Origin of the sequence: Bacillus pumilus, assembly GCF_038738535.1 — a bacterium.
GTDB lineage: Bacteria > Bacillota > Bacilli > Bacillales > Bacillaceae > Bacillus.
The window spans coordinates 3,444,082-3,463,061 of sequence record NZ_CP046128.1; the positions used below are offsets into that span (position 1 = coordinate 3,444,082).

Here is an 18,980-nt window from a genome sequence, read left to right on the forward strand (position 1 = left end):
GCTAAAATGATCTTCATTTTAGCCTTTTGTCTTCTTTTCAGCGTGATAGAAAACCTTTGCAGTCTAGGAAGGACGAGTACCGGAGCGGAGCGAATTTAACATTCGTGAGCACCGGCACGCAGGACTGACACCGAATGCGAGGGTTTGTCTACACGCTGAGAAGACTAGCATTCTGCTAGTCTTCTTTTATTCCGTCAAAAGGATGGCTCTAACCGCTAACACCCGCTTTTCCTTCGTTGTTTGATCCACCAAAGCAAAATCACCGTTCTCATACGCTAGAGAAAATACTTCTTCGATATGAAAAACACCTGTCTGAAACCGCCTGTTCAATAAATGCAGAGCCGCTGCAATGGCGACTTGAGCTGTTGCTTGAGACTCATCGCGTCCTTTTATTCCAAGCGCTGCTTGATGAATCTTGTTCCCATCCATTCCTGTAGCCTCCACTTTCACTGCATATTGATCTGTTCCCATTTGAGCAGATTGAATCATGGAAATGGCTCGTTTCTTGATTTTCGGCACAGTGAGAAGGGACGTCATTCCGAGACTCCTTGTGAAGGCAAATGCACGCGTTGCCGCGCGGGAATCAAAACAGAGCCTTGTCGTCACAGAAGGCACGCGGAGCGTCGAAGGCAATGTCTGCTGATCAGAGAAGGGGAACTGATAGGCATGCCGCTTTCCAAGACTTCCACCAAAGTCTATCCGTTTACCTCCAGTAAAGCTTTTGACTCTTTTACGCTGATGATGCTTAGTAAGCACATAGTCAGTATGGACATGATCAAGCGTCCATTCAATAGCGGCTTTTCCATGCTGATCACCCAACCCAAGCATAATCCCTATATCTATTTGATTCACTGATGAGAGCATAGATGCTGCTTTCGCTGCCAATAAATTCGTAAGGCCAGGCGCAAGCCCGACACTGAGCAAAGCCGTTGCACCGATGTGCCGCTGATCCAGCTTTGCCACCTGTTCCATGTACGTTCCCTTTGCGGAGATATCTATATAATCAATGCCTGACCGCAGAACTGCTTCAGCAAATGACGGTTCTTCTTGATCAAGGCACATGATCACCAGCTTTGTTTTATCCATCCAGTCCGAAAATAACGGCTCACTGACATCTAGTTGATAAGGACGAACCTTCCCTTTTGTGTGGCGTGAAAATTTCTCTGCCTTCTCATAGCTTCTGCCTGCCGCAACAATTTGCCCGGGATACACTTCGCTTAACTGTAGACATATTTGCTGTCCAACATGTCCATAGCCGCCAATCACCATCACCTGTGATCTCATTTCTCATCCGCCTCTCTTCGACCTCGCTTGCAAACAAGCCCTTTGATCATTCCTGCCTGAAAATAAGGTCTGATGTCTTCAAATCCCGCTTTGATTAAATGCTCTCTTATCTCTTCCTCAGGAACAGGGTGTGTCGCGTGTCCCAGCCTGTTTTTAAAGGATGTAAACACTTCTTTTTCTAGACCCTGCCGCTGCATGAAAAGAGAAAGCATGAAAAGCTCCTGTTGAAATGTATGGGACTTCATCTCTCCCTGTATAAATGCCAACACAAGCGGTGCATCTGGTTGAAGCCTGCGGGCAATCTCCTTTAAAAAGGGCTGGCGCTTTTCTATAAAATGAATCACAAGCAAACTCATCGCTGCATCGTAAACAGGTTCAGCAGAAACCTTATCTAATACGGTCTCATGCCATGTAACACGCGCCTCCATCTGAAGCTGTCCAACTCGCTGTTTCGCCATATCCAGCATAGAAGGTGACGGATCGATTCCTGTGATAAGCCAGTCTTCTTTTCTTTGAAGCATGTTGATGATCTCTTCGCCCCCGCCCGCTCCAACAGTCAAAATGCGAGAAGCCGCTCCCTTTACTTCAGTTTCTAATACGTCTATTGTCAACTCATGCAATAGCTGATAGCCGGGTACTTTATGAGCAATCGTGGCTGCGTATGATTCAGCTACGGGATCGTGCCAATGCTGGTTTCCTTTCATGTCCTTCTCCTCCAGTTCCTTTCCGCTTTACATCGTTTCCTGTACACTAACGGTATGACATCTTTATTGTAAAAAGAGACATCAAAAAACACGATCCCTAAAAGTGGGGATTTTTGAGGAGGAGATCATGTGACCAATCCAGCCACTCATTTTCAGCAGCTGAGACAACACATTCGGGACGAGCTTGCTGCCGTCCTTGATTTTGATGCCGCCTGTATCACGACCATTGATCCAGCCACTCTCCTCTCGACAGGTTCCTTCACAGATGAACCGATTGAAGAAATTCATGATCAGCTGTTTCAAAATGAGTTCTTAAAAAAGGACGTGCATCAACATGAGTCTCTAGCCAAAGGCCCTATTCATGCTGCGAGCTTAGTCCAAAGCGGGGAATATCTCAACAGTGATCGCTACAGAGACATTTTGTTGCCTAAAGGATGGTCTGATGAATTGCGGGCAGCCCTTGTGATTCAAGGAGAATGCTGGGGTATTGCCAGCCTATATCGTCTAAAGGACAAGGAACCTTTTCAAGAACAAGATATCCGAGCGGTCTTCGAACAAACGCCCAGACTCGCAGCCAAGCTAAGAGATGAACTTTTCAAGAAAAGAGATACTGAAGAGGATGACGCAGCGGAGCAGCAAGGTTTCCTCATTCTCTCACACGATTACAATCTTCTTTATGGAAATGAGACAGGGCTTCATTGGCTTCATACATTTCAAGCCTTTGAACAAATCCATGACAAGGCGACCATGCCGCGCCCGTTCAGAGCATTAGGGGCTAAACTTTTATACGGAGGTATCGACCAAACAGCGGCAAGCATGACGAGAATGCCTACGGGGCTGTTTCTCTCTCTTCAAGCATTTCGATTAGCGCAGGCAGCCGGGCAGGAAGAGGCTGTCATGATTCACATCAAGAGAGCCCAAACAAATGATATTCTTCCTTATGCGGCAAAAACGTACCGGCTGACAGAAAGAGAGATGAACGTCCTCGACTGCTTATTAAAGGGACAGTCTACAAAGGAAATCGCCAGTACTTTATTTATTTCAACCCATACCGTCCATGATCATGTGAAGGCGATGCTGCAAAAGACAAATTTGAGCAGCAGACGGATGCTTGTTTACTTTTTCTCTCACATATAAAAAAGCGGCTACCTCACTGGTAGACCGCTTTTTTGTTTATTTTCCTATAACTAACTCATGCAGGACATGTGCTACTCCGGCTTCATTATTGGATTTTGTCACAACATCCGCTACTGCTTTGACATCATCAATGGCATTTCCCATGGCAACGCCGCAGCCCGCAAATTCCAGCATCGATACGTCGTTCCCATTGTCACCAATGGCCATGACCTCTTCACGAGCAATTCCCAGCTCTTTCGCTAGAAGCTTCACGGCGTTTCCTTTGCTGACTTCAGGATGCAGTATTTCAAGGAAGAAATCTGTGCTTTTCACCATCATGTACTTGTCTTTTACTTCAGATGGAATGGCTTGTATCGTCTTTTCCAACCGTTCTGGCTGATCAATATACATCATCTTCGGAAGTCTCATTGAAGGATCTGCCTCTTCAACAGGTAAATATTTAAGCGGCAGCTTTGTTAAATAAGATTCAAGTACTGTGTATTCACTAATATCACGATTCGGTGTGTACAAATGAGCGGAATCGAAATAATGCATCGGTGTATCGAGCTCACGGCTCAGCTCATATAAAGAAGTCAAATCATCATAGGATAATGTCAGTTCTGACACCACTTCATTTGTATGGCTGTTTTGGACAAGCGCCCCATTGTAGGCAATCACATAGTCTCCTTCTTGATTGAGCTGAAGATCATCTAGATAGCGATTCACTCCACCAATAGGTCGTCCTGTACATAATACAATCTTAACTCCCTCTGCCTTCGCCTGTTGAATGGCCTCAAACACCTCAGCTGTCACCATATGTTGATCATTTAATAACGTACCATCCATATCAATTGCAACTAATTTATACATTCACTGGTCCCCTTTTCTCAGCAAAAAACGTGCTGTCACTATTTTGAGCCATCATCTATATGATGACAGGCTATATCATTACTATTTACCTATTTTAGCCTATCGTTTTTTCATCACGCTGTCTACTTGTTCTCACCTGTAACAAAATTGTCATCTGCCTACTCTATTATATCGTATTCTATTCATCCTGCTTTAAACAGAGTTTGTGCCCTTTTCCAATGGGAAAATGAAAACAAATGTTCACGACTGAACATTTTGAAACTAGCAAATCTAATTGTATGATGGATAGCAAAGAAAGGAGGTGCAGGGAATGATTACGTTTACTAGAGGTAAATTGTCAAAACTGTCTGGTGTGCATATTGAAACCATTCGTTTTTACGAAAATGAGGGTGTGCTCCCCGAACCAAAGAGAGCACATAACGGCTATCGTTTATATGATAAAAAATATGTACTCATGCTTTCCTTTATCACAGAAGCAAGAAAGCTAGATTTCTCACTCAAAGAAATTCGCGAAATTATCAAATCACTATTTGAAAAACAATCAAAAACAGAAGCTGAACAGCTGCTCGAACAAAAAGTTGAGGATATTCAACACTCCATTCAAGAGTTAAAGAAGAGGAAGGCTGCCATTCAATTGTTAACAAAACAAACATTAGCGGACATCAGCTAATTGTAAGGGCTGCCAAAAATGTGCCGGTGTTTGCCACTGGCACCCCTCTCCGCCCAGGCCTCAAGTGCACGTGTAATTCAAACATCAGTTATACTAGAGACAGCTTTACTTGATATCAAACGAGTGGAAGGGGTTTTGAGTAGAATGAACATTGCAACCATTGGAACAGGTGTGATTGTGGAAAGCTTCTTGCAAGCGATTGAACAGCTTGAAGGCGCTTCTTGTCATGCCGTCTATTCAAGAAAGGAAGCAACGGCAAAGAAGCTCGCAGACCAATTTGGTGTGAAAACAACTTATACGGACTTAACGGCTATGCTAGAAGATCCGAACATTGAAGCCGTTTATATTGCATCACCGAATCGTTTACATAGCGAGCATGCCGCAGCTGCATTGGAACACGGAAAACATGTGATTTGCGAAAAGCCTTTCACCTCTAATGTCAAAGAGCTGGAAGCCTTAATCGCACTCGCAAAGGAAAAGCAGCTTCTCTTATTTGAAGCCATTACGACCGTTCATATGCCAAACTATCATTTGATTAAAAAGCACCTTCATCAATTAGGTAAAATCAAACTGGTTCAATGCAACTATAGTCAATATTCAAGCAAATATAATCAGCTGCTAGCCGGCGAAACGCCAAATGTCTTTAACCCTGAATTCTCCGGAGGAGCGTTGATGGATATTAATATCTATAATGTCCATTTCATCATGAACCTCTTCGGATCACCAGAACAGGTCCGCTACCAGGCAAACCGTCACCCAAATGGCATCGATACATCTGGTGTTTTGACTTTCACCTACAATGATTTCATTGCGACAAGTGTCGGCAGTAAGGATACAAGCAGCATGAATTTTGCATTGATTCAAGGAGAAAAAGGCTTCATTCATGTGAAAAATGGGGTGAATGGCTGCGAGGAAGTGTTACTTCATGTGAATGATCAGGTGACCTCACTCAATGCACAAACAAATTCAAACCGCCTGTTTTATGAAACAGAAGCTTTTCAGCACATCATTGAAACAAAAAATTATGAACAGTGCTATGCATGGCTTGATGAAAGTCTCTCCGTAATGAAAGTCCTTGAAGCTGCAAGAAAAGATGCAGGTATTGTTTTCCCAGCAGATCAATTTTAATCAAAAAAACCGCCTTCTATGCGAGAGGGCGGTTTTTGATGATTAAATACTCTTTGAATAGGCTACAAGGCGCTGAGACATGTGGTTCACTTCATCGACTGAAGCATTTACTTGCTCTGTTAAAGCAGCCTGTGTTTGCGTAAGAGCTGTCATGTTCGAAATATTTTCAAGAATTTCATCAATTTGCGTTTTCATTTCCGTTAAACTAGATTCGATATTCTCCGTTGCATTGGCACTATGAAGCGCCAGCTTACGCACTTCATCTGCAACGACTGAGAATCCTCTTCCTTGCTCACCAGCTCTCGCTGCCTCGATCGCAGCATTTAAACCAAGCAGGTTCGTTTGGTTCGCTACTTCTTTGATCAAGTCAGAAATATTTTTCGTCTCATCTGCACTATTTTTTGCTAGATTGGCAGCAGATGTTGACTGCTCTTGTGCGACAGCAAGCTCTTGCGCTTGGTTTGTCACAGAGCTGATGCCTGATACCATCTCGCTGATCGAACTTGAAAGCTGTTCTACTTGTGAAGCCATTTCATTCGCTGTTTTCTCTTTGTTTTTCTCTAACGTGATGTCACGAATGGTTCCAGCCACACGAAGAGGAACACCTTTTTCATCACGAATGGTTTCACCACCTGCATGATACCAGCGATACTCGCCATTTTTGCTCTGCAATCTGTAATCAATGTCAAATGGTGTGCGTCCAGAGTGATCATTTAAATGATCTGCAAAAGCTTGGAGAGCCTTTTCTTGATCCTCAGGATGCAGGCGATCGCTCCAGCTGCTTAACACGTTCGGGAAATCCTTTTCATCCGTAAAACCAAGCGTTTTTCTGAACTGCGGGGACCACCAGAACTCGTTATTCGGATTGACTGGATCGCCGGCCTCTACGACCATGTCCCAAGGAGCTTCCACAAGCGCACGGTTGATCAAGTCATATCTCGTCACGAATGCTTGCAGCTCTTCTTCTTTCAATTTCTGATCATGAATATCAAAAAGAGCTCCCGCTACACGAAGAGGGACACCATTTCGATCACGAATGGTCGTGCCAGTTGCTTTGAACCAGCGATAATCTCCGTTTTTCAACTTCAAGCGATATTCGATATCATATGGTGTACGTCCCGAATGATCCAATAAATGCGAAGAGAATGCATTTAAGGTATATTCTTGTTCATCCGGATGGATTCGAGATGCCCAGCTGTCTAAAACATTTGGAAAATCGTGCTCATTTTGAAAGCCGATCATTTTGCGGAAATCATCCGTCCATGTGAACTCATTTTTTGGATTGACCGGATCTCCAGCGACAACGATCATATCCCATAAACCAACTTGAATGGCTTTTGTCACTAAATTCATCCGCATTTGAATATCTTCATTTACTTCCTGCATCTTTTGCAAAGCTTCATTTATTTGGGCTACTGCTTCAATCGTTTGACTTGAAGAGAATGCAGCAGTATCTATTCTTGCTGAAAGGTCTCCCTTCTCAATTCGTTCTACTAATTGACTGCTTTCATTTAAAAGGGTTCCCGTCGATGAATCATTCGCTTTTCTCATAAACATCTTTCATAACTCCTTTCACTTCTTCATACATTTTTGAAATATTTTACAGTTATAAACAATTCTTTATTAGGACTTTAGTATTACAAAAGATATATCGACAAAAACTGAAAATTGTTTATGTCATAATTAAGGCAAATGTTCATTTTTTCACGAAGTTTCAGATTTTGGTGATGGATGATGGAAAGGATTTATGGAAAAAAACGACTCATTTGAAAGAAACAACCGCCTTTTTTGTCTGAAAAATCTCTTTTTTTATATTGACACTGACGTCCCGAAAAAAGAAAATGGAACATAAGCATTTTTAAAAAAGGAGAACGTCATGAGCGCGAATCAGGAACAACAAGAATTAAAAAAGCTTTTATCACCGCGTCACATTCGCATGATTGCATTGGGCGGGGTCATTGGTACAGGAATTTTTAAAGGAAGTGCCGATACAATCGGTTTAGCAGGTCCAGGGGTCATCTTTTCCTATGTATTTGCCGGATTATTATTGCTCATCGTGATGGCAGCCTTAGCTGAAATGGCGATTGTCTATCCGGGAAATAACCTTCGCGACCTGATACAGATTGCGCTTGGTCAACGTTTTTCATTTGTCGTCGGCTGGGTTTACTGTTTCATGTGGCTCACTGTGTGTGTCATTGAGATTATCGCGGCAGGTAGCTTGCTTCAATACTGGATGCCGAACGTGCCGCTATGGTCACTATGTTTACTCTGCTCACTCTTAGTCATCGGAATTAACTTAAATAATGTAAAATACTTTGGTGAAATTGAGTTTTGGTTCGCTGGAATGAAGATTTTCGTTATTATTGTGTTTATTATTCTTGGTGCAGCCCTATTATTTGGGATCATTCCGAACGAACAAAGCACACCTGCACTCACCAACTATCAAAACTTCGTCCCGAACGGATGGGGTGCGATCTTTGCATCTTTATTAGTCGTTATCTTCTCTTACGGGGGCTCTGAATTGATCGGGCTGACCATTACAGAAACAAAGGATGCCGAGAAGGTCTTGCCTGGTGTTGTTAAAAGTATGATGTGGCGTATTATCTTATTTTACACTTTGCCGATTTTGATCATCTGCGGACTCATTCCTTGGAATCAAATTGATCCAAATAACAGCCCATTTGTTCAAGTCTTTTCAGCAGCCGGTATGCAAGGCGCCTCTCACTTCATTAATTTTGTATTAATTACAGCCGTTTTATCTGCGGCCAATTCTGGCATTTATGGAACGACGAGAATGATGCATTCTCTCTCTAAATCAGATGGCGGTCCGAAAAAGCTGGCACAGGTCAATAAAAGAGGCGTACCCATTTTGAGTTTATGGGTGACCGTTCTGTTTCTTCTCATCGGAACATTCTTTGCTTACTTATATCCAGAGCAAATTTTCAGCTATATGCTGGCTATTCCTGGTTTTGCTGTTTCACTCATTTGGATTAGCATTTGCATGGCACATCTGAAACTTCGCCCGAAATATCCACAGGAGCCGTATTTTAAGGTGTGGCTGTTTCCGTATTTGACTTTATTTGCAGGTCTTGTACTAAGTGTGAGTTTTGTGATGTTTCTATTCAGACCAGAAAACTTGCCTAGCTCGATTATCAGCATCGGTTTCTTAGTCGCAGCCATCATTGCTTCATTCTTAATGAAAAAGAAGGCTTAAACGCCAAAACCCGCCTAATGGCGGGTTTTTTTCATGAGCTGTTGGCTTCTGTTACTTCAAAATCAACCGACGCTTTTGGGATACCGTTGATGATAATCGATAAAGTATGGGTTCCCTCATAATGTTTTCTCGTCGTCATATTTTGAAAAGACTGTGACCTGACGAATTCTCTATGTAATGCTGAGCCTGTTTCAAACTCTGTAATTTTAAATACCTTCTGATTGCGGGTCCCCCGAGCTTTGACGTAGTCTATGGCATACTCTACACGCAGCTTTAGCGGCTTATCGGCCTGAAGTGTAAAATGAAAAGTCATTTTCTCACCGATCCGAATAGGGTCTTGTACTATCTTCAAATCCGTTACCTGAACGGATGGATCGTCTCCATAGCCAAACAAAGCCATGATATCTGGGTCTCCTTTTTTGAGTAAAGTACGGGATGCATGTTTGACAATCCAGTTCGTATGTTTGTTAGTTCCATACCAGTTTTGAACTGTCTGCTTCATCAGATCAGGCTGAATTGCTGAGATATCATTTAGATGGTTCGCCACACTTTTTTGCACATACCGCGCCGAGTCAGACTTCAAATTTTCCAAAATCGGCAGTGTGACCGAAGGATTTTTTTTAAGCGAAGGAACAGATAAGCCCCATGGCAGGCGCGGTCTGCAGCCTTCACTAGCAAGCCTCCGTATATGCTCATTTTGATCCTGAGACCATACGAGCATTTGCGCCAGCATTTTGTCTTGATCTTGAATCAGAAATGGCCGAACGGCAAATTCAGAAGTGGAAAAAGGCGTGAAGAATTCGAGCGCCTTGATCGAGAGATCCCAATGTGCAAGGCCATATGTCTCGACATAGTCTGGAAATACGAGCGCACTAAGCCCTGAAAAATGCGGGGCTGCCTGACGCAGTACCTCAATTGCCTGCTTATAATCCTCAGGCAGACAGGCATGCATCGATTCAGTGACTCTTCTCATCCGTCCTTTTAACTCAAGCTGCTGCCAATCCTCTTGAAGCACGAGCCGCTGGAATTGCTCAGCATCAAATCCAGTCGAAGCCTGTACAAGTTTCTCCGCTAATTCTTGAATAAATAATTCATGGTACACATGTTTTAATGGTTCGATCGTGTCCGCCTCCCACATCTCAATATCATTATTTTACCCCAATCTGAAGAAAGTGGTATCACAACAAGCAAAAACAGCCCAATTCCAAAGAACCAGGCTGTTGTTCGCTATATAAACATATTAATGATCATAATAAATGCAATAGCACTAACGGAAATGATCGTCTCCATAGCCGTCCATGTCAAAAACGTCTCTTTAATGGTCATACCAAAATACTCCTTGATCAGCCAAAAACCAGAGTCATTGACGTGAGATAAAATTAACGAACCCGCTCCTGTGGCTAACACAAGCAGCTCTCTGCTCACATCCGGCATAGTTGCAGCAATTGGGGCTACAATACCTGCTGCCGTCATCATAGAGACCGTCGCAGATCCTGTTGCTACACGAATCACCGCAGCAATTAGCCAGCTTAGCAAAATCGGTGAAATCGGCGAGTGTTTGGCTACATCTGCAATATAATCACCAACGCCCGAATCAATGAGCACATTATTGAAAGCCCCGCCTGCTCCAATGACAAGCAAAATGGAAGCGATTGGTCCTAAGCACTCGTTGCTAAATGAAAGCACTCGGTCACGGCTCATTCCTTGCATAAATCCAAGACTGAAGAAAGAATACACCGTTGCAATCAGCAGTGCTGTAATTGGATCCCCGATGTACTTGAATACCTGGAACCACATATTGTCCTCTGGTAAGATAATGTCCGCCAATGTGGCAAGAAGCATCAGAATCACCGGCACCAATATGGTAAACATCGTATTCGCAAAGCCGGGGAGCCTTCGATCTTCATTTCGTTCAGTGAATTGCTTCCTCAGCATCTCCGGAACTGGTTTATGTATCCGTTTTCCAATCCACTTACCATACAGCGGTCCAGCAATAATCGCTGTCGGCAATCCGACAATTATAGAAAAGAAAATGGTTTTCCCCACGTTGGCATGATAGATGCCAACGGCTGCCATTGCCGCTGGATGAGGCGGCACTAGTCCATGCACGACAGACAAGCCAGCAATTAACGAGAGCCCAATTGTCACGAGTGAGATGCCTGTTTCAATGGCAATTGTAAAAAGTAAAGGAATGAGAAGAACGAAACCGACCTGGAAAAAGACAGGTATCCCCACGATAAAGGCAACAAACATCATTGCCCAATGCACATTTTTCGTCCCAAACCGGCCGATTAAAGTTTGAGCTATCCGCTCTGCTCCCCCTGATTCAGCCATCATTTTCCCAAGCATTGTACCAAGCGCTAGAACAATGGCCAGCAATGATAACGTATTGCCTAATCCCGTTTTAATCGATTGAATGATTTCCTGCAAATCCATTCCAGTAGCAAAGCCCACTAGCATAGAAGTAATAATTAAACTCACAAATGGATTCAGCTTAGCGATTGTAATGAGAATGAGTAAAAGGACAATCGCCGCAATCACGATGAATAAAAGCATGTTCTCCCACCTTTTCCCTGATGTTTAACGATTTTGTTTTAATTGCAGCGCACTAATGACATCAAATTCATCCTTCAGTTTATCGTAGAGACGCTCATATAAATAAAACAGCTCTATGTAAGTTTCATTGTTCTTCATATTAGGTTCATGACGGGCAGAGATTCGAATCCACTCTTGAACCTCTTCTATCTCTTCCATATGACCTAAACTATGAAGTGCGAGGACAGCCGCCCCAAGTGCTGACGCTTCATAACTTTCTGGAACAAGTACTTCTCTGCCCATCGTATCCGCTAAAATTTGCCGCCACAGCGGTGATCGTGCAAATCCGCCCGAAGCTCTGACATCCTTTGCAGAACCGGTTAAATCTCTTAAGGCAACACCGATCGAGAAAACACTCATAATGACGCCTTCTAACACAGCTCTAATAAAATGCTCCCGCTTATGCTGGAGACCGATCCCAAAGAAGGTGCCTCTCGCATTTGGATTCCAATAAGGTGCACGCTCACCCGATAAAAATGGCAGAAACAGCAGTCCCTCTGAGCCTGCTGGAATCTTTTCTGCAATATCCATCATTAAATCGTAAGGGTCCACACCAAGGCGCTTTGCTACCTCCACCTCTGAAGATCCAAATTCATCCTTCAGCCATCTCAGCATGATCCCGCCATTATTGGTCGGTCCTCCCACAACCCAATGTTTATCTGTCAGCGCATAGCAGAACGTTCTTGATTGCTCATCTGTGATTGGTTTGTCTACAACCGTACGGACCGCACCGCTTGTCCCAATCGTAACAGCCACCTCTCCTTTTCCAATCGCGCCAACACCTAAATTCGCTAGAACGCCATCATTCGCACCAATCACAAATGGTGTATCTTCTTTAATGCCCATGCGCAGTGCAATCTCAGGCTGAAGTCCTCTCAGCTGATACGTCGTTGGGACAAGTTCAGACAGTTGACTGGCTTCAATTCCAGCAATACGAAGCGCCTGTTCATCCCATTGAAGCGTTTCCAAATGGAACAGACCTGTTGCTGAAGCGATTGAATAATCGACGACATACTGACCGAAGAAATGATAAAGAATATATTCTTTGATAGAAATAAATTTCGCTGCCTTCTTGAAGAGATCAGGTGTCATTTCCTTGATCCAACGTATTTTTGAAAGCGGTGACATTGGATGGATCGGTGTACCTGTCCTTTTATAAATGTGGAAGCCATCCATATCTGATAAGATTCGTTTCGCTTGTTCTGCACTTCTGTTATCTGCCCAAATGATACTGTTCGTTAACGCCTTGCCATCCTCATCCATCACAATTAAGGAATGCATCGCAGTACTAATCCCGATGCCGATGAGATTTGCTACATCAAATGCTGCTGTCGTCAATGCACCTCTTACACTCGCAATGACGGCTTCTAATATCTTTTCAGGGTCCTGCTCAACCCATGCTGGCTGGGGCTGAATGAGATCATAAGGTACTGAATGCTTCGTTATTACTTTCCCCTGTGGTCCAAACAGAACCGCCTTTGTACTTGTTGTTCCAATATCCAAACCAATTACCGCCTGGTTTCCCTTCATCTGTATCACGCCCAATCATTGATTTGAAATCACATATGTAGTTTTTGATATACCTGTTAAATCCCATTATAAAAATATTTTTTTCGACATTCAACGACCGTAAAGAAAATTATTTTCATCCAAAAGCTCACAATCGTTACCATAGCAGCATTTTTCATCATCAGAAAAATTTATTTTTGGAATCATTACACCCTTTTTTGTGATATGGTTTCTCGCATTTGCTTTAAATTTGTTATTGTTTCCTGCTGCCTTAAGTGAGCAAGTGCAAAGTATAGAACGTCAATGACAGTCAGCTGAGCAAGTCTTGCAGACATCGCTTCTGTTCGAAAAGCCGTTTCTTGCGTCGCTGTATACAACGTGACATCTGCAAGCTGACTCAATGGAGAGCGCTGATAGCTTGTAATGCCGATGGTTTTGGCTCCTTTTCCCTTTGCTGTTTTCATCGCATCGAGTAAATCTTTATTACGTCCAGAATGAGATATACCGATCACTGTACTGTGCTGGTCAAGGAGACCAGCAGACATCGCTTGAAAGTGAGAATCTGTGTGAACAATACAGTTGATACCTGTCCTCATAAATTTATGAAAAGCGTCTGTTGCAATGAGTCCAGACCCACCACTCCCATAAAACTCTAAGCGTTTCGCTTCATGTATGATTTGGATGGCCTTTTCTACATCCTCTGGATTCAACAATTGAAAGCTATCCTTTAAAGCGGATATATTCGCCTGAAAAACCTTTTGCATAAAAATCGCTGTATCATCATCAAGACTCATTTCTTCATCTACATAATTAGGCTTTGTTTGGTCTATTTCCTGGGCAATAGCAATCTTCAAATCTTGAAAGCCCTCAAATCCAAGCCTTTTACAAAGACGAAAAATCGTTGCCTCTGAGCTCGCTGTCTTTTTCGCAAGTTCTACAATAGACAAATGGATGATGTCGCGGGGCTCACTCGTAATATGTTCTGCAATTCCTTTCAGCTTTGGCGGCAATCCCCTGCTTGCTGCTCGTATTTTTTCAATACTACTTAAACTAACAGAAGCCAAATGACTTCACTCCTCCCTTATTGATGTGAACGCATACATTTCCTCATGTTCCCATCTTATAAAAAAGAAGCCTGTTTGCACAGACTTCTCTTTTTATGAATTCATCGTTTTGATCAATAAATCAAAAAAGATTTACTCAAAATTTTATAATATACACTTTTAGCTCAACAATCTACCACATTATTTTCAACTTCATTTTCTATATTTCTTTCCAAAAATCTTAAGCATTTTACCCTTATTTCTTCTAAACTATCACTTAATTCATGTGGTATTAAACTTTCTACATCTTCAAGTTCTGTTCCCAAATGAAGTATATTTATCAGTTCTTCATTTATCCCTTTCTTTTTTAAAACATCGATTGTTCGAGGACTGAACATGAGCTTTTCCGCTTCTTCTATAGTGATTAAACCTTCTTTTAGCGATATGATTATACCAATGATATTTATAACAATAATCCTATCTAAATCTTCATGTGAAGAATATCTTAGTTCTATTTTATTCATAAATCATTTCACACTCCAACCTTTTCACATCATACACCAAACCAGATTTACTTTGAAAATAATGCACAGAAACCTTTTTTCCGTCTTTATATCCATCTTTATATACTTTTTTCCAAGTCCCTCCTTCAATCTGTTTTAACTCCGATAACAATTTTTTATTATTTACTGTAACTTTTTTAGTCTACAAAAATAGTACGGATGACAAGACCCCATACAGCATCGGCTCCTTTATAACCAATTTGTACACTTTTGTCTTTTGAAGAAGCCTCTCGATTAATATGGAATGTTACAGACGGTGAGAATAACGATACAATTAAAGTAAAAATAATTAGAAAAGGAAAATGATATATTTGAATGACATAACAAAATATTCACTATAATCTAATCATATAGCGCAAGGAAAACTTCACCTAACCTTCCGATATATAAGTGTCTTTTAAACTCATTTTTTTATAAACCTTATCTGTATGATTCTTATGAATCTTTTCCCCGTCTCACTCGTATATACTAAAAGAGTGATTGATTTGAAAGGAGATCTGTTTGTGGGATATATTTTGTTATTTTCGGTTGTGATCGGTCTTGTCTTGACCCTTTTGCTCACACCGCTCAGATTGATCGTTAGAAAGAAAGGAACAGAACAGCAGGTTCCGCTTATGTGGATTGCAGGCCTTGCTTTGCTGTTCATGGTCGGTATTTTTGTTTTCTATTACATCTCCAATTTAGATCGCAACCCTTCATCCCTATGGTTGATTGGACTTGTTGTGACAGCAGCAGGTGCCTTTTTGTCAGTTGGATTGGAGCGTAAGATCAAAGGCGTGCTGTTTCTTATTCTATTACTGCTCGGTGTTTATATGGCGACAGCTTTTCTATTCAATGCGAATGAGAAATTTGATGTCTCTAAAATGGAACAAAAAGTGGAAATCAAAGCGTTTGATGAGACGGAAACACCTGCAAGTGTACCGCCTCAATTCGCTCGGAACAAAATGAAGAAATCGTTTGGACAGGTTCCGAACACAAGCTACTATGAGCTTGGCAGCCTGCAAATCCAGAAGGTCAACGGTGAGTATGTGTACATCGCCCCAGTGGAATTCTCGGACTTCTTTAAATGGATTCGTTCGGGCAGTACGCCGGGTTACTTTACACTAAGTGCGACCGACTCATCTGCTAATCCAAAGTTTGTAAAAACAGAGATGGTTTATACGCCTTCCTCTTATTTCAACAAAGAAATTGAGCGGCATATCCGGCTTCAGTACCCTGATTTGATTTTCTACGGCGACACCCAGCTGGAAATCAATGATGATGGTAAGCCTTATTACATTCGCACGTATGGCGATTTTATCTCTGCCCGAAACGGCTTTAAAGCTTCCGGCGTAGTCGTTGTTGATGCCAAAACAGGCGCAACGAAGAAATATGCTCTAGATCAAGTACCTGCTTTTATTGATGGTGCTGTTTCACCAGAATCGGTCAGTCTGCAAAACAGTTATTTCGGAAACTATATTCACGGGTTCTGGAACAGTATGTTTGGAAAATCAGATGTGAAGCTGCCTTCAGATGAAGGAACAGAAGCCAATGTAAGTCCAGTGTTTGATTCAAAAGGAGATATGTATTACTTCACAGATTTCACAAGTCCGAAAGAGGGCGTTGATTCGATGCTTGGGTATGCCCTGACAAATGCCCGGACAGGAAAAGCGACTTACTATACCGGTAATCTTGAAGAGTCCTACATGGATTCTCAAGGTGCTCTGCAAATTATTGAAAAACGATTCATCGAGAAGAAATGGAAAGGGCGCATGCCCATTCTCTATAATTTCTATGGAGAAGCCAGCTGGCTCACACCGGTTCTCGATTCAAATGGATTCCTGCAAAACTACTTTATCGTTTCTGCAGCCAATCCTGAAATCGCTGCGTACGCTTCAACACCAAACGAAGCATTGAGAGCCTATAAGACAGCTCTTCAAAAAGGCGGCGGCACCGTCAACAGTTCATCTAAGCAGGAAAAGAAAGAAGCTACAGGAAAAGTCAAACGAGTCTATAAAGAAAAGACCGGTGATTATACAACCGTCACCTTCCTGCTAGACGATGGGAAAAGCTACACCATGTCATCTGAAAAAGAACCTCTTGTCATTTATTTAAAAGAAGGCGATCAGGTCACCATGAAATACACAGATACAGGTGAAATCTTCCTTCCAGTTGATGAAATCAAAATCAAAGGATTATAAAAAAAGACGTTTCTCCTACTGAGGAGAAGCGTCTTTTCTCTCTTTCCTTAACAATTCAACGAGCAATTCTTTATTTTTATTTCCCCCTGTCATTGGTGACTCGACATAGGAGAATTTTCGTTTGAAATCCATTCCTCTCACAGAAATGACAGCCAATTCACCGCCAATGCTGCCTCGCTGGAGGACATATTTAGATAAAACGGAAAGCCCCATTCCGTGGATCACAGCTTCTTTAATCGCTTGATTGCTGCTAAATGTCACAAATGTCCGTGCTTTCAGTCCATTTGATTTCAGGACGTGCTGTAAGTATTCTCCGGTACCTGATCCCTCTTCTCTTGTGATCCATGTTTCGTTTTGCAATTGATCAATCGTGACATCCTTTTTCTTAGCAAAGGGGTGATCTAATGGCGCCACGATATAGAGCTCGTCTTCTAGAAAAGTTTCGACAGTTAGTTCTTTGTCATTGGTCTGTCCTTCGATCAAACCGATGTCGACATGGAATAAGCGGACATGTCTGGCGATCGCCTCTGTGTTATCAATGACCACCTCAATATCAACATGCGGATAGAGCTGATGAAACTCTGCCAATATTTGCGGCAGCACGTACTCTCCAATGGTGAAACTCGCCCCGATTGTCAGCTTCCCTCTTGCCAGATGATGATGCTCATAAATATCCTGCTTCGCCTGTTCATATAAACGAATGATTTGTTTTGATCGATGGTACAGCATATCCCCAGTTGGTGTAACCGTTAATTGCTTTGGCGAACGATTCAGCAGAACGGTCTGGAATTCCTGCTCCAAGTTCTTAATATGAAGACTGACACTCGGCTGAGAAATCCGCAGCTTTTGGGCTGCTTTTGTAAAGTTTTTCTCTTCCACAACTGTCACAAATGTCTTCAGTGCATCGTAATACATCGGTCCCTCTCCTATCAGAAATCTTAATCCAAAACCTTTCATATATATATCTTACTAATTCCTTCCCAGTGCGTAAAGAAGCGCTTAATTGAAAATAATTTAATAAAAATATTTACTAATTTTTTTAAAGACTCTATACTAGGAGGAGATATTTTCTATAGGAGGTGCTGATTTGGCAGCTAAAATAAAGGACATTGCTGAAAAAGCTGGATTATCCATTGCGACTGTATCTCGTGTACTAAACCAAGATCCCAACCTATCTGTCACGGATCAAACACGCGAAAAAGTATACGCCGCCGCAGAAGCTTTGTCCTATCAAAAGAAAACATTCAAACATTCATTAAAAAAAATCGCCTTTCTCTATTGGATGACCGAAAAGGAAGAGCTTGAAGATATTTATTTTAAATCCATTCGACTGGGCATTGAGGAACTGACCAATACTCGGAGTTTAAATGTCACCGCTTACAATCCATCTGATGGGCTTCATTCCATTGATCCTTCTACAGAAGGGATCATCGCCATCGGCCGATTTAAAACGTCAGAGCTTGATCAATTATATGCAATCACCCAGCATATCGTTTTTATTGATACGTCACCGGATGAAGACCGTTTTGATTCTGTAAAGCCAAACCTGAAACGAATTGTTGAAAAGATCATCGATTCTTTTATTGAAAAAGAGCACACATCTATTGGATTCATTGGCGGCACAGACCTTGATCTGAATACGAATGTGCATATTCCAGATATTCGCGAAACGACTTTCCGTGAATATATGATGGCTCACAATGTCCTTGATGAGCGATTGGTCTATGTCGGTCACCATTTCTCAGTAGATGAAGGCTATTCGCTGATGATGAAGGCGATTGATGAGCTTGGTGATGACCTGCCCACCGCTTTTTGTGTCGCTAGTGATCCTCTTGCCATCGGCTGCTTACAAGCATTAAACGAGCGCGGATTTTCTCTGCCGAACCGCGTGAGCGTCTTTAGTATCAACGATATTCATGTGTCTCAATATGTGTCACCACCGCTCACCACGTATCATATCCACACGTCTTTACTTTGTGAAACAGCTGTCGATTTACTGTTAGAAAGACTTGTGGACGGCAGAACATTACCTAAAACTGTTCTGATTGCTTCAGAACCTGTCTTTCGAAAAAGTACGATATAAACAACTAGAAGCCCCGTCCAA

16 protein-coding genes are annotated in these 18,980 nt (G+C 42.2%); 6 read left to right on the forward strand and 10 right to left on the reverse strand.

The window, feature by feature from the left end; translation table 11 throughout:
- Positions 1-186: 186 nt before the first annotated feature.
- Together GKC25_RS17620 and GKC25_RS17625 are read right to left on the reverse strand one after the other, a co-directional pair.
- The gene (locus GKC25_RS17620) at positions 187-1,284 is read right to left on the reverse strand and encodes a saccharopine dehydrogenase family protein (RefSeq protein ID WP_034660507.1); all 1,098 of its coding nucleotides are present in this window, start codon (positions 1,282-1,284) and stop codon (positions 187-189) included.
- Positions 1,281-1,988 (reverse strand): class I SAM-dependent methyltransferase, encoded by a 708-nt coding sequence (locus GKC25_RS17625; protein ID WP_095285599.1) that lies wholly within the window; start codon positions 1,986-1,988, stop codon positions 1,281-1,283. Before GKC25_RS17625 ends, GKC25_RS17620 begins: the two co-directional genes overlap by 4 nt.
- 129 nt (positions 1,989-2,117) lie before the next feature.
- Here GKC25_RS17625 and GKC25_RS17630 point away from each other — a divergent pair, with 129 nt between their 5' ends.
- Positions 2,118-3,125 carry a helix-turn-helix transcriptional regulator gene (locus GKC25_RS17630; protein WP_034660509.1) on the forward strand — a complete coding sequence of 336 codons (1,008 nt, stop codon included), beginning with the start codon at positions 2,118-2,120 and terminating at the stop codon, positions 3,123-3,125.
- Positions 3,126-3,161: 36 nt separating this feature from the next.
- On the opposite strand, the gene yidA is transcribed toward GKC25_RS17630, so the two are convergent.
- Positions 3,162-3,974 carry a sugar-phosphatase gene (gene yidA, locus GKC25_RS17635; RefSeq protein WP_309415995.1) on the reverse strand — a complete coding sequence of 271 codons (813 nt, stop codon included), beginning with the start codon at positions 3,972-3,974 and terminating at the stop codon, positions 3,162-3,164.
- A gap of 310 nt (positions 3,975-4,284) precedes the next feature.
- On the opposite strand from yidA, the gene GKC25_RS17640 reads away from it, so the two are divergent.
- Together GKC25_RS17640 and GKC25_RS17645 are read left to right on the forward strand one after the other, a co-directional pair.
- Positions 4,285-4,644: a MerR family transcriptional regulator gene (locus GKC25_RS17640; RefSeq protein WP_034660511.1), complete on the forward strand. Its 360-nt coding sequence runs from the start codon at positions 4,285-4,287 to the stop codon at positions 4,642-4,644.
- A gap of 144 nt (positions 4,645-4,788) precedes the next feature.
- Positions 4,789-5,772: a Gfo/Idh/MocA family protein gene (locus tag GKC25_RS17645; RefSeq protein WP_106030695.1), complete on the forward strand. Its 984-nt coding sequence runs from the start codon at positions 4,789-4,791 to the stop codon at positions 5,770-5,772.
- 42 nt (positions 5,773-5,814) lie between these two features.
- On the opposite strand, the gene GKC25_RS17650 is transcribed toward GKC25_RS17645, so the two are convergent.
- On the reverse strand, positions 5,815-7,329 hold the full coding sequence (locus GKC25_RS17650) for a methyl-accepting chemotaxis protein (RefSeq protein ID WP_342689862.1): 1,515 nt from the start codon (positions 7,327-7,329) through the stop codon (positions 5,815-5,817).
- A 319-nt stretch (positions 7,330-7,648) separates the two neighbouring features.
- On the opposite strand from GKC25_RS17650, the gene GKC25_RS17655 reads away from it, so the two are divergent.
- Positions 7,649-8,986 carry an amino acid permease gene (locus GKC25_RS17655; RefSeq protein WP_034660513.1) on the forward strand — a complete coding sequence of 446 codons (1,338 nt, stop codon included), beginning with the start codon at positions 7,649-7,651 and terminating at the stop codon, positions 8,984-8,986.
- Positions 8,987-9,017: 31 nt separating this feature from the next.
- On the opposite strand, the gene GKC25_RS17660 is transcribed toward GKC25_RS17655, so the two are convergent.
- The 5 genes from GKC25_RS17660 to GKC25_RS17680 form a co-directional block, all read right to left on the reverse strand.
- Positions 9,018-10,124, reverse strand: a complete 1,107-nt coding sequence (locus tag GKC25_RS17660) for a DNA alkylation repair protein (protein WP_342689863.1) — start codon at positions 10,122-10,124, stop codon at positions 9,018-9,020.
- Positions 10,125-10,213: 89 nt separating this feature from the next.
- A complete protein-coding gene (locus tag GKC25_RS17665) occupies positions 10,214-11,542 on the reverse strand; it encodes a GntP family permease (protein WP_034660515.1) in 1,329 nt (442 codons plus the stop codon).
- A 24-nt stretch (positions 11,543-11,566) separates the two neighbouring features.
- Positions 11,567-13,111 (reverse strand): gluconokinase, encoded by a 1,545-nt coding sequence (gene gntK, locus GKC25_RS17670; protein WP_034660516.1) that lies wholly within the window; start codon positions 13,109-13,111, stop codon positions 11,567-11,569.
- A gap of 185 nt (positions 13,112-13,296) precedes the next feature.
- On the reverse strand, positions 13,297-14,154 hold the full coding sequence (locus GKC25_RS17675; RefSeq protein ID WP_060597627.1) for a MurR/RpiR family transcriptional regulator: 858 nt from the start codon (positions 14,152-14,154) through the stop codon (positions 13,297-13,299).
- A gap of 164 nt (positions 14,155-14,318) precedes the next feature.
- Positions 14,319-14,657, reverse strand: coding sequence for a DUF3969 family protein (locus tag GKC25_RS17680; protein ID WP_045210169.1), 339 nt, complete (start codon positions 14,655-14,657; stop codon positions 14,319-14,321).
- Between the two features lie 542 nt (positions 14,658-15,199).
- Here GKC25_RS17680 and GKC25_RS17685 point away from each other — a divergent pair.
- A complete protein-coding gene (locus tag GKC25_RS17685) occupies positions 15,200-16,876 on the forward strand; it encodes a hypothetical protein (protein ID WP_187704250.1) in 1,677 nt (558 codons plus the stop codon).
- A gap of 15 nt (positions 16,877-16,891) precedes the next feature.
- Here GKC25_RS17685 and GKC25_RS17690 read toward each other — a convergent pair whose 3' ends face one another.
- Positions 16,892-17,791 (reverse strand): LysR family transcriptional regulator, encoded by a 900-nt coding sequence (locus GKC25_RS17690; protein WP_034660520.1) that lies wholly within the window; start codon positions 17,789-17,791, stop codon positions 16,892-16,894.
- 172 nt (positions 17,792-17,963) lie between these two features.
- On the opposite strand from GKC25_RS17690, the gene GKC25_RS17695 reads away from it, so the two are divergent.
- On the forward strand, positions 17,964-18,959 hold the full coding sequence (locus tag GKC25_RS17695; protein ID WP_095285593.1) for a LacI family DNA-binding transcriptional regulator: 996 nt from the start codon (positions 17,964-17,966) through the stop codon (positions 18,957-18,959).
- Positions 18,960-18,980 lie beyond the last annotated feature (21 nt).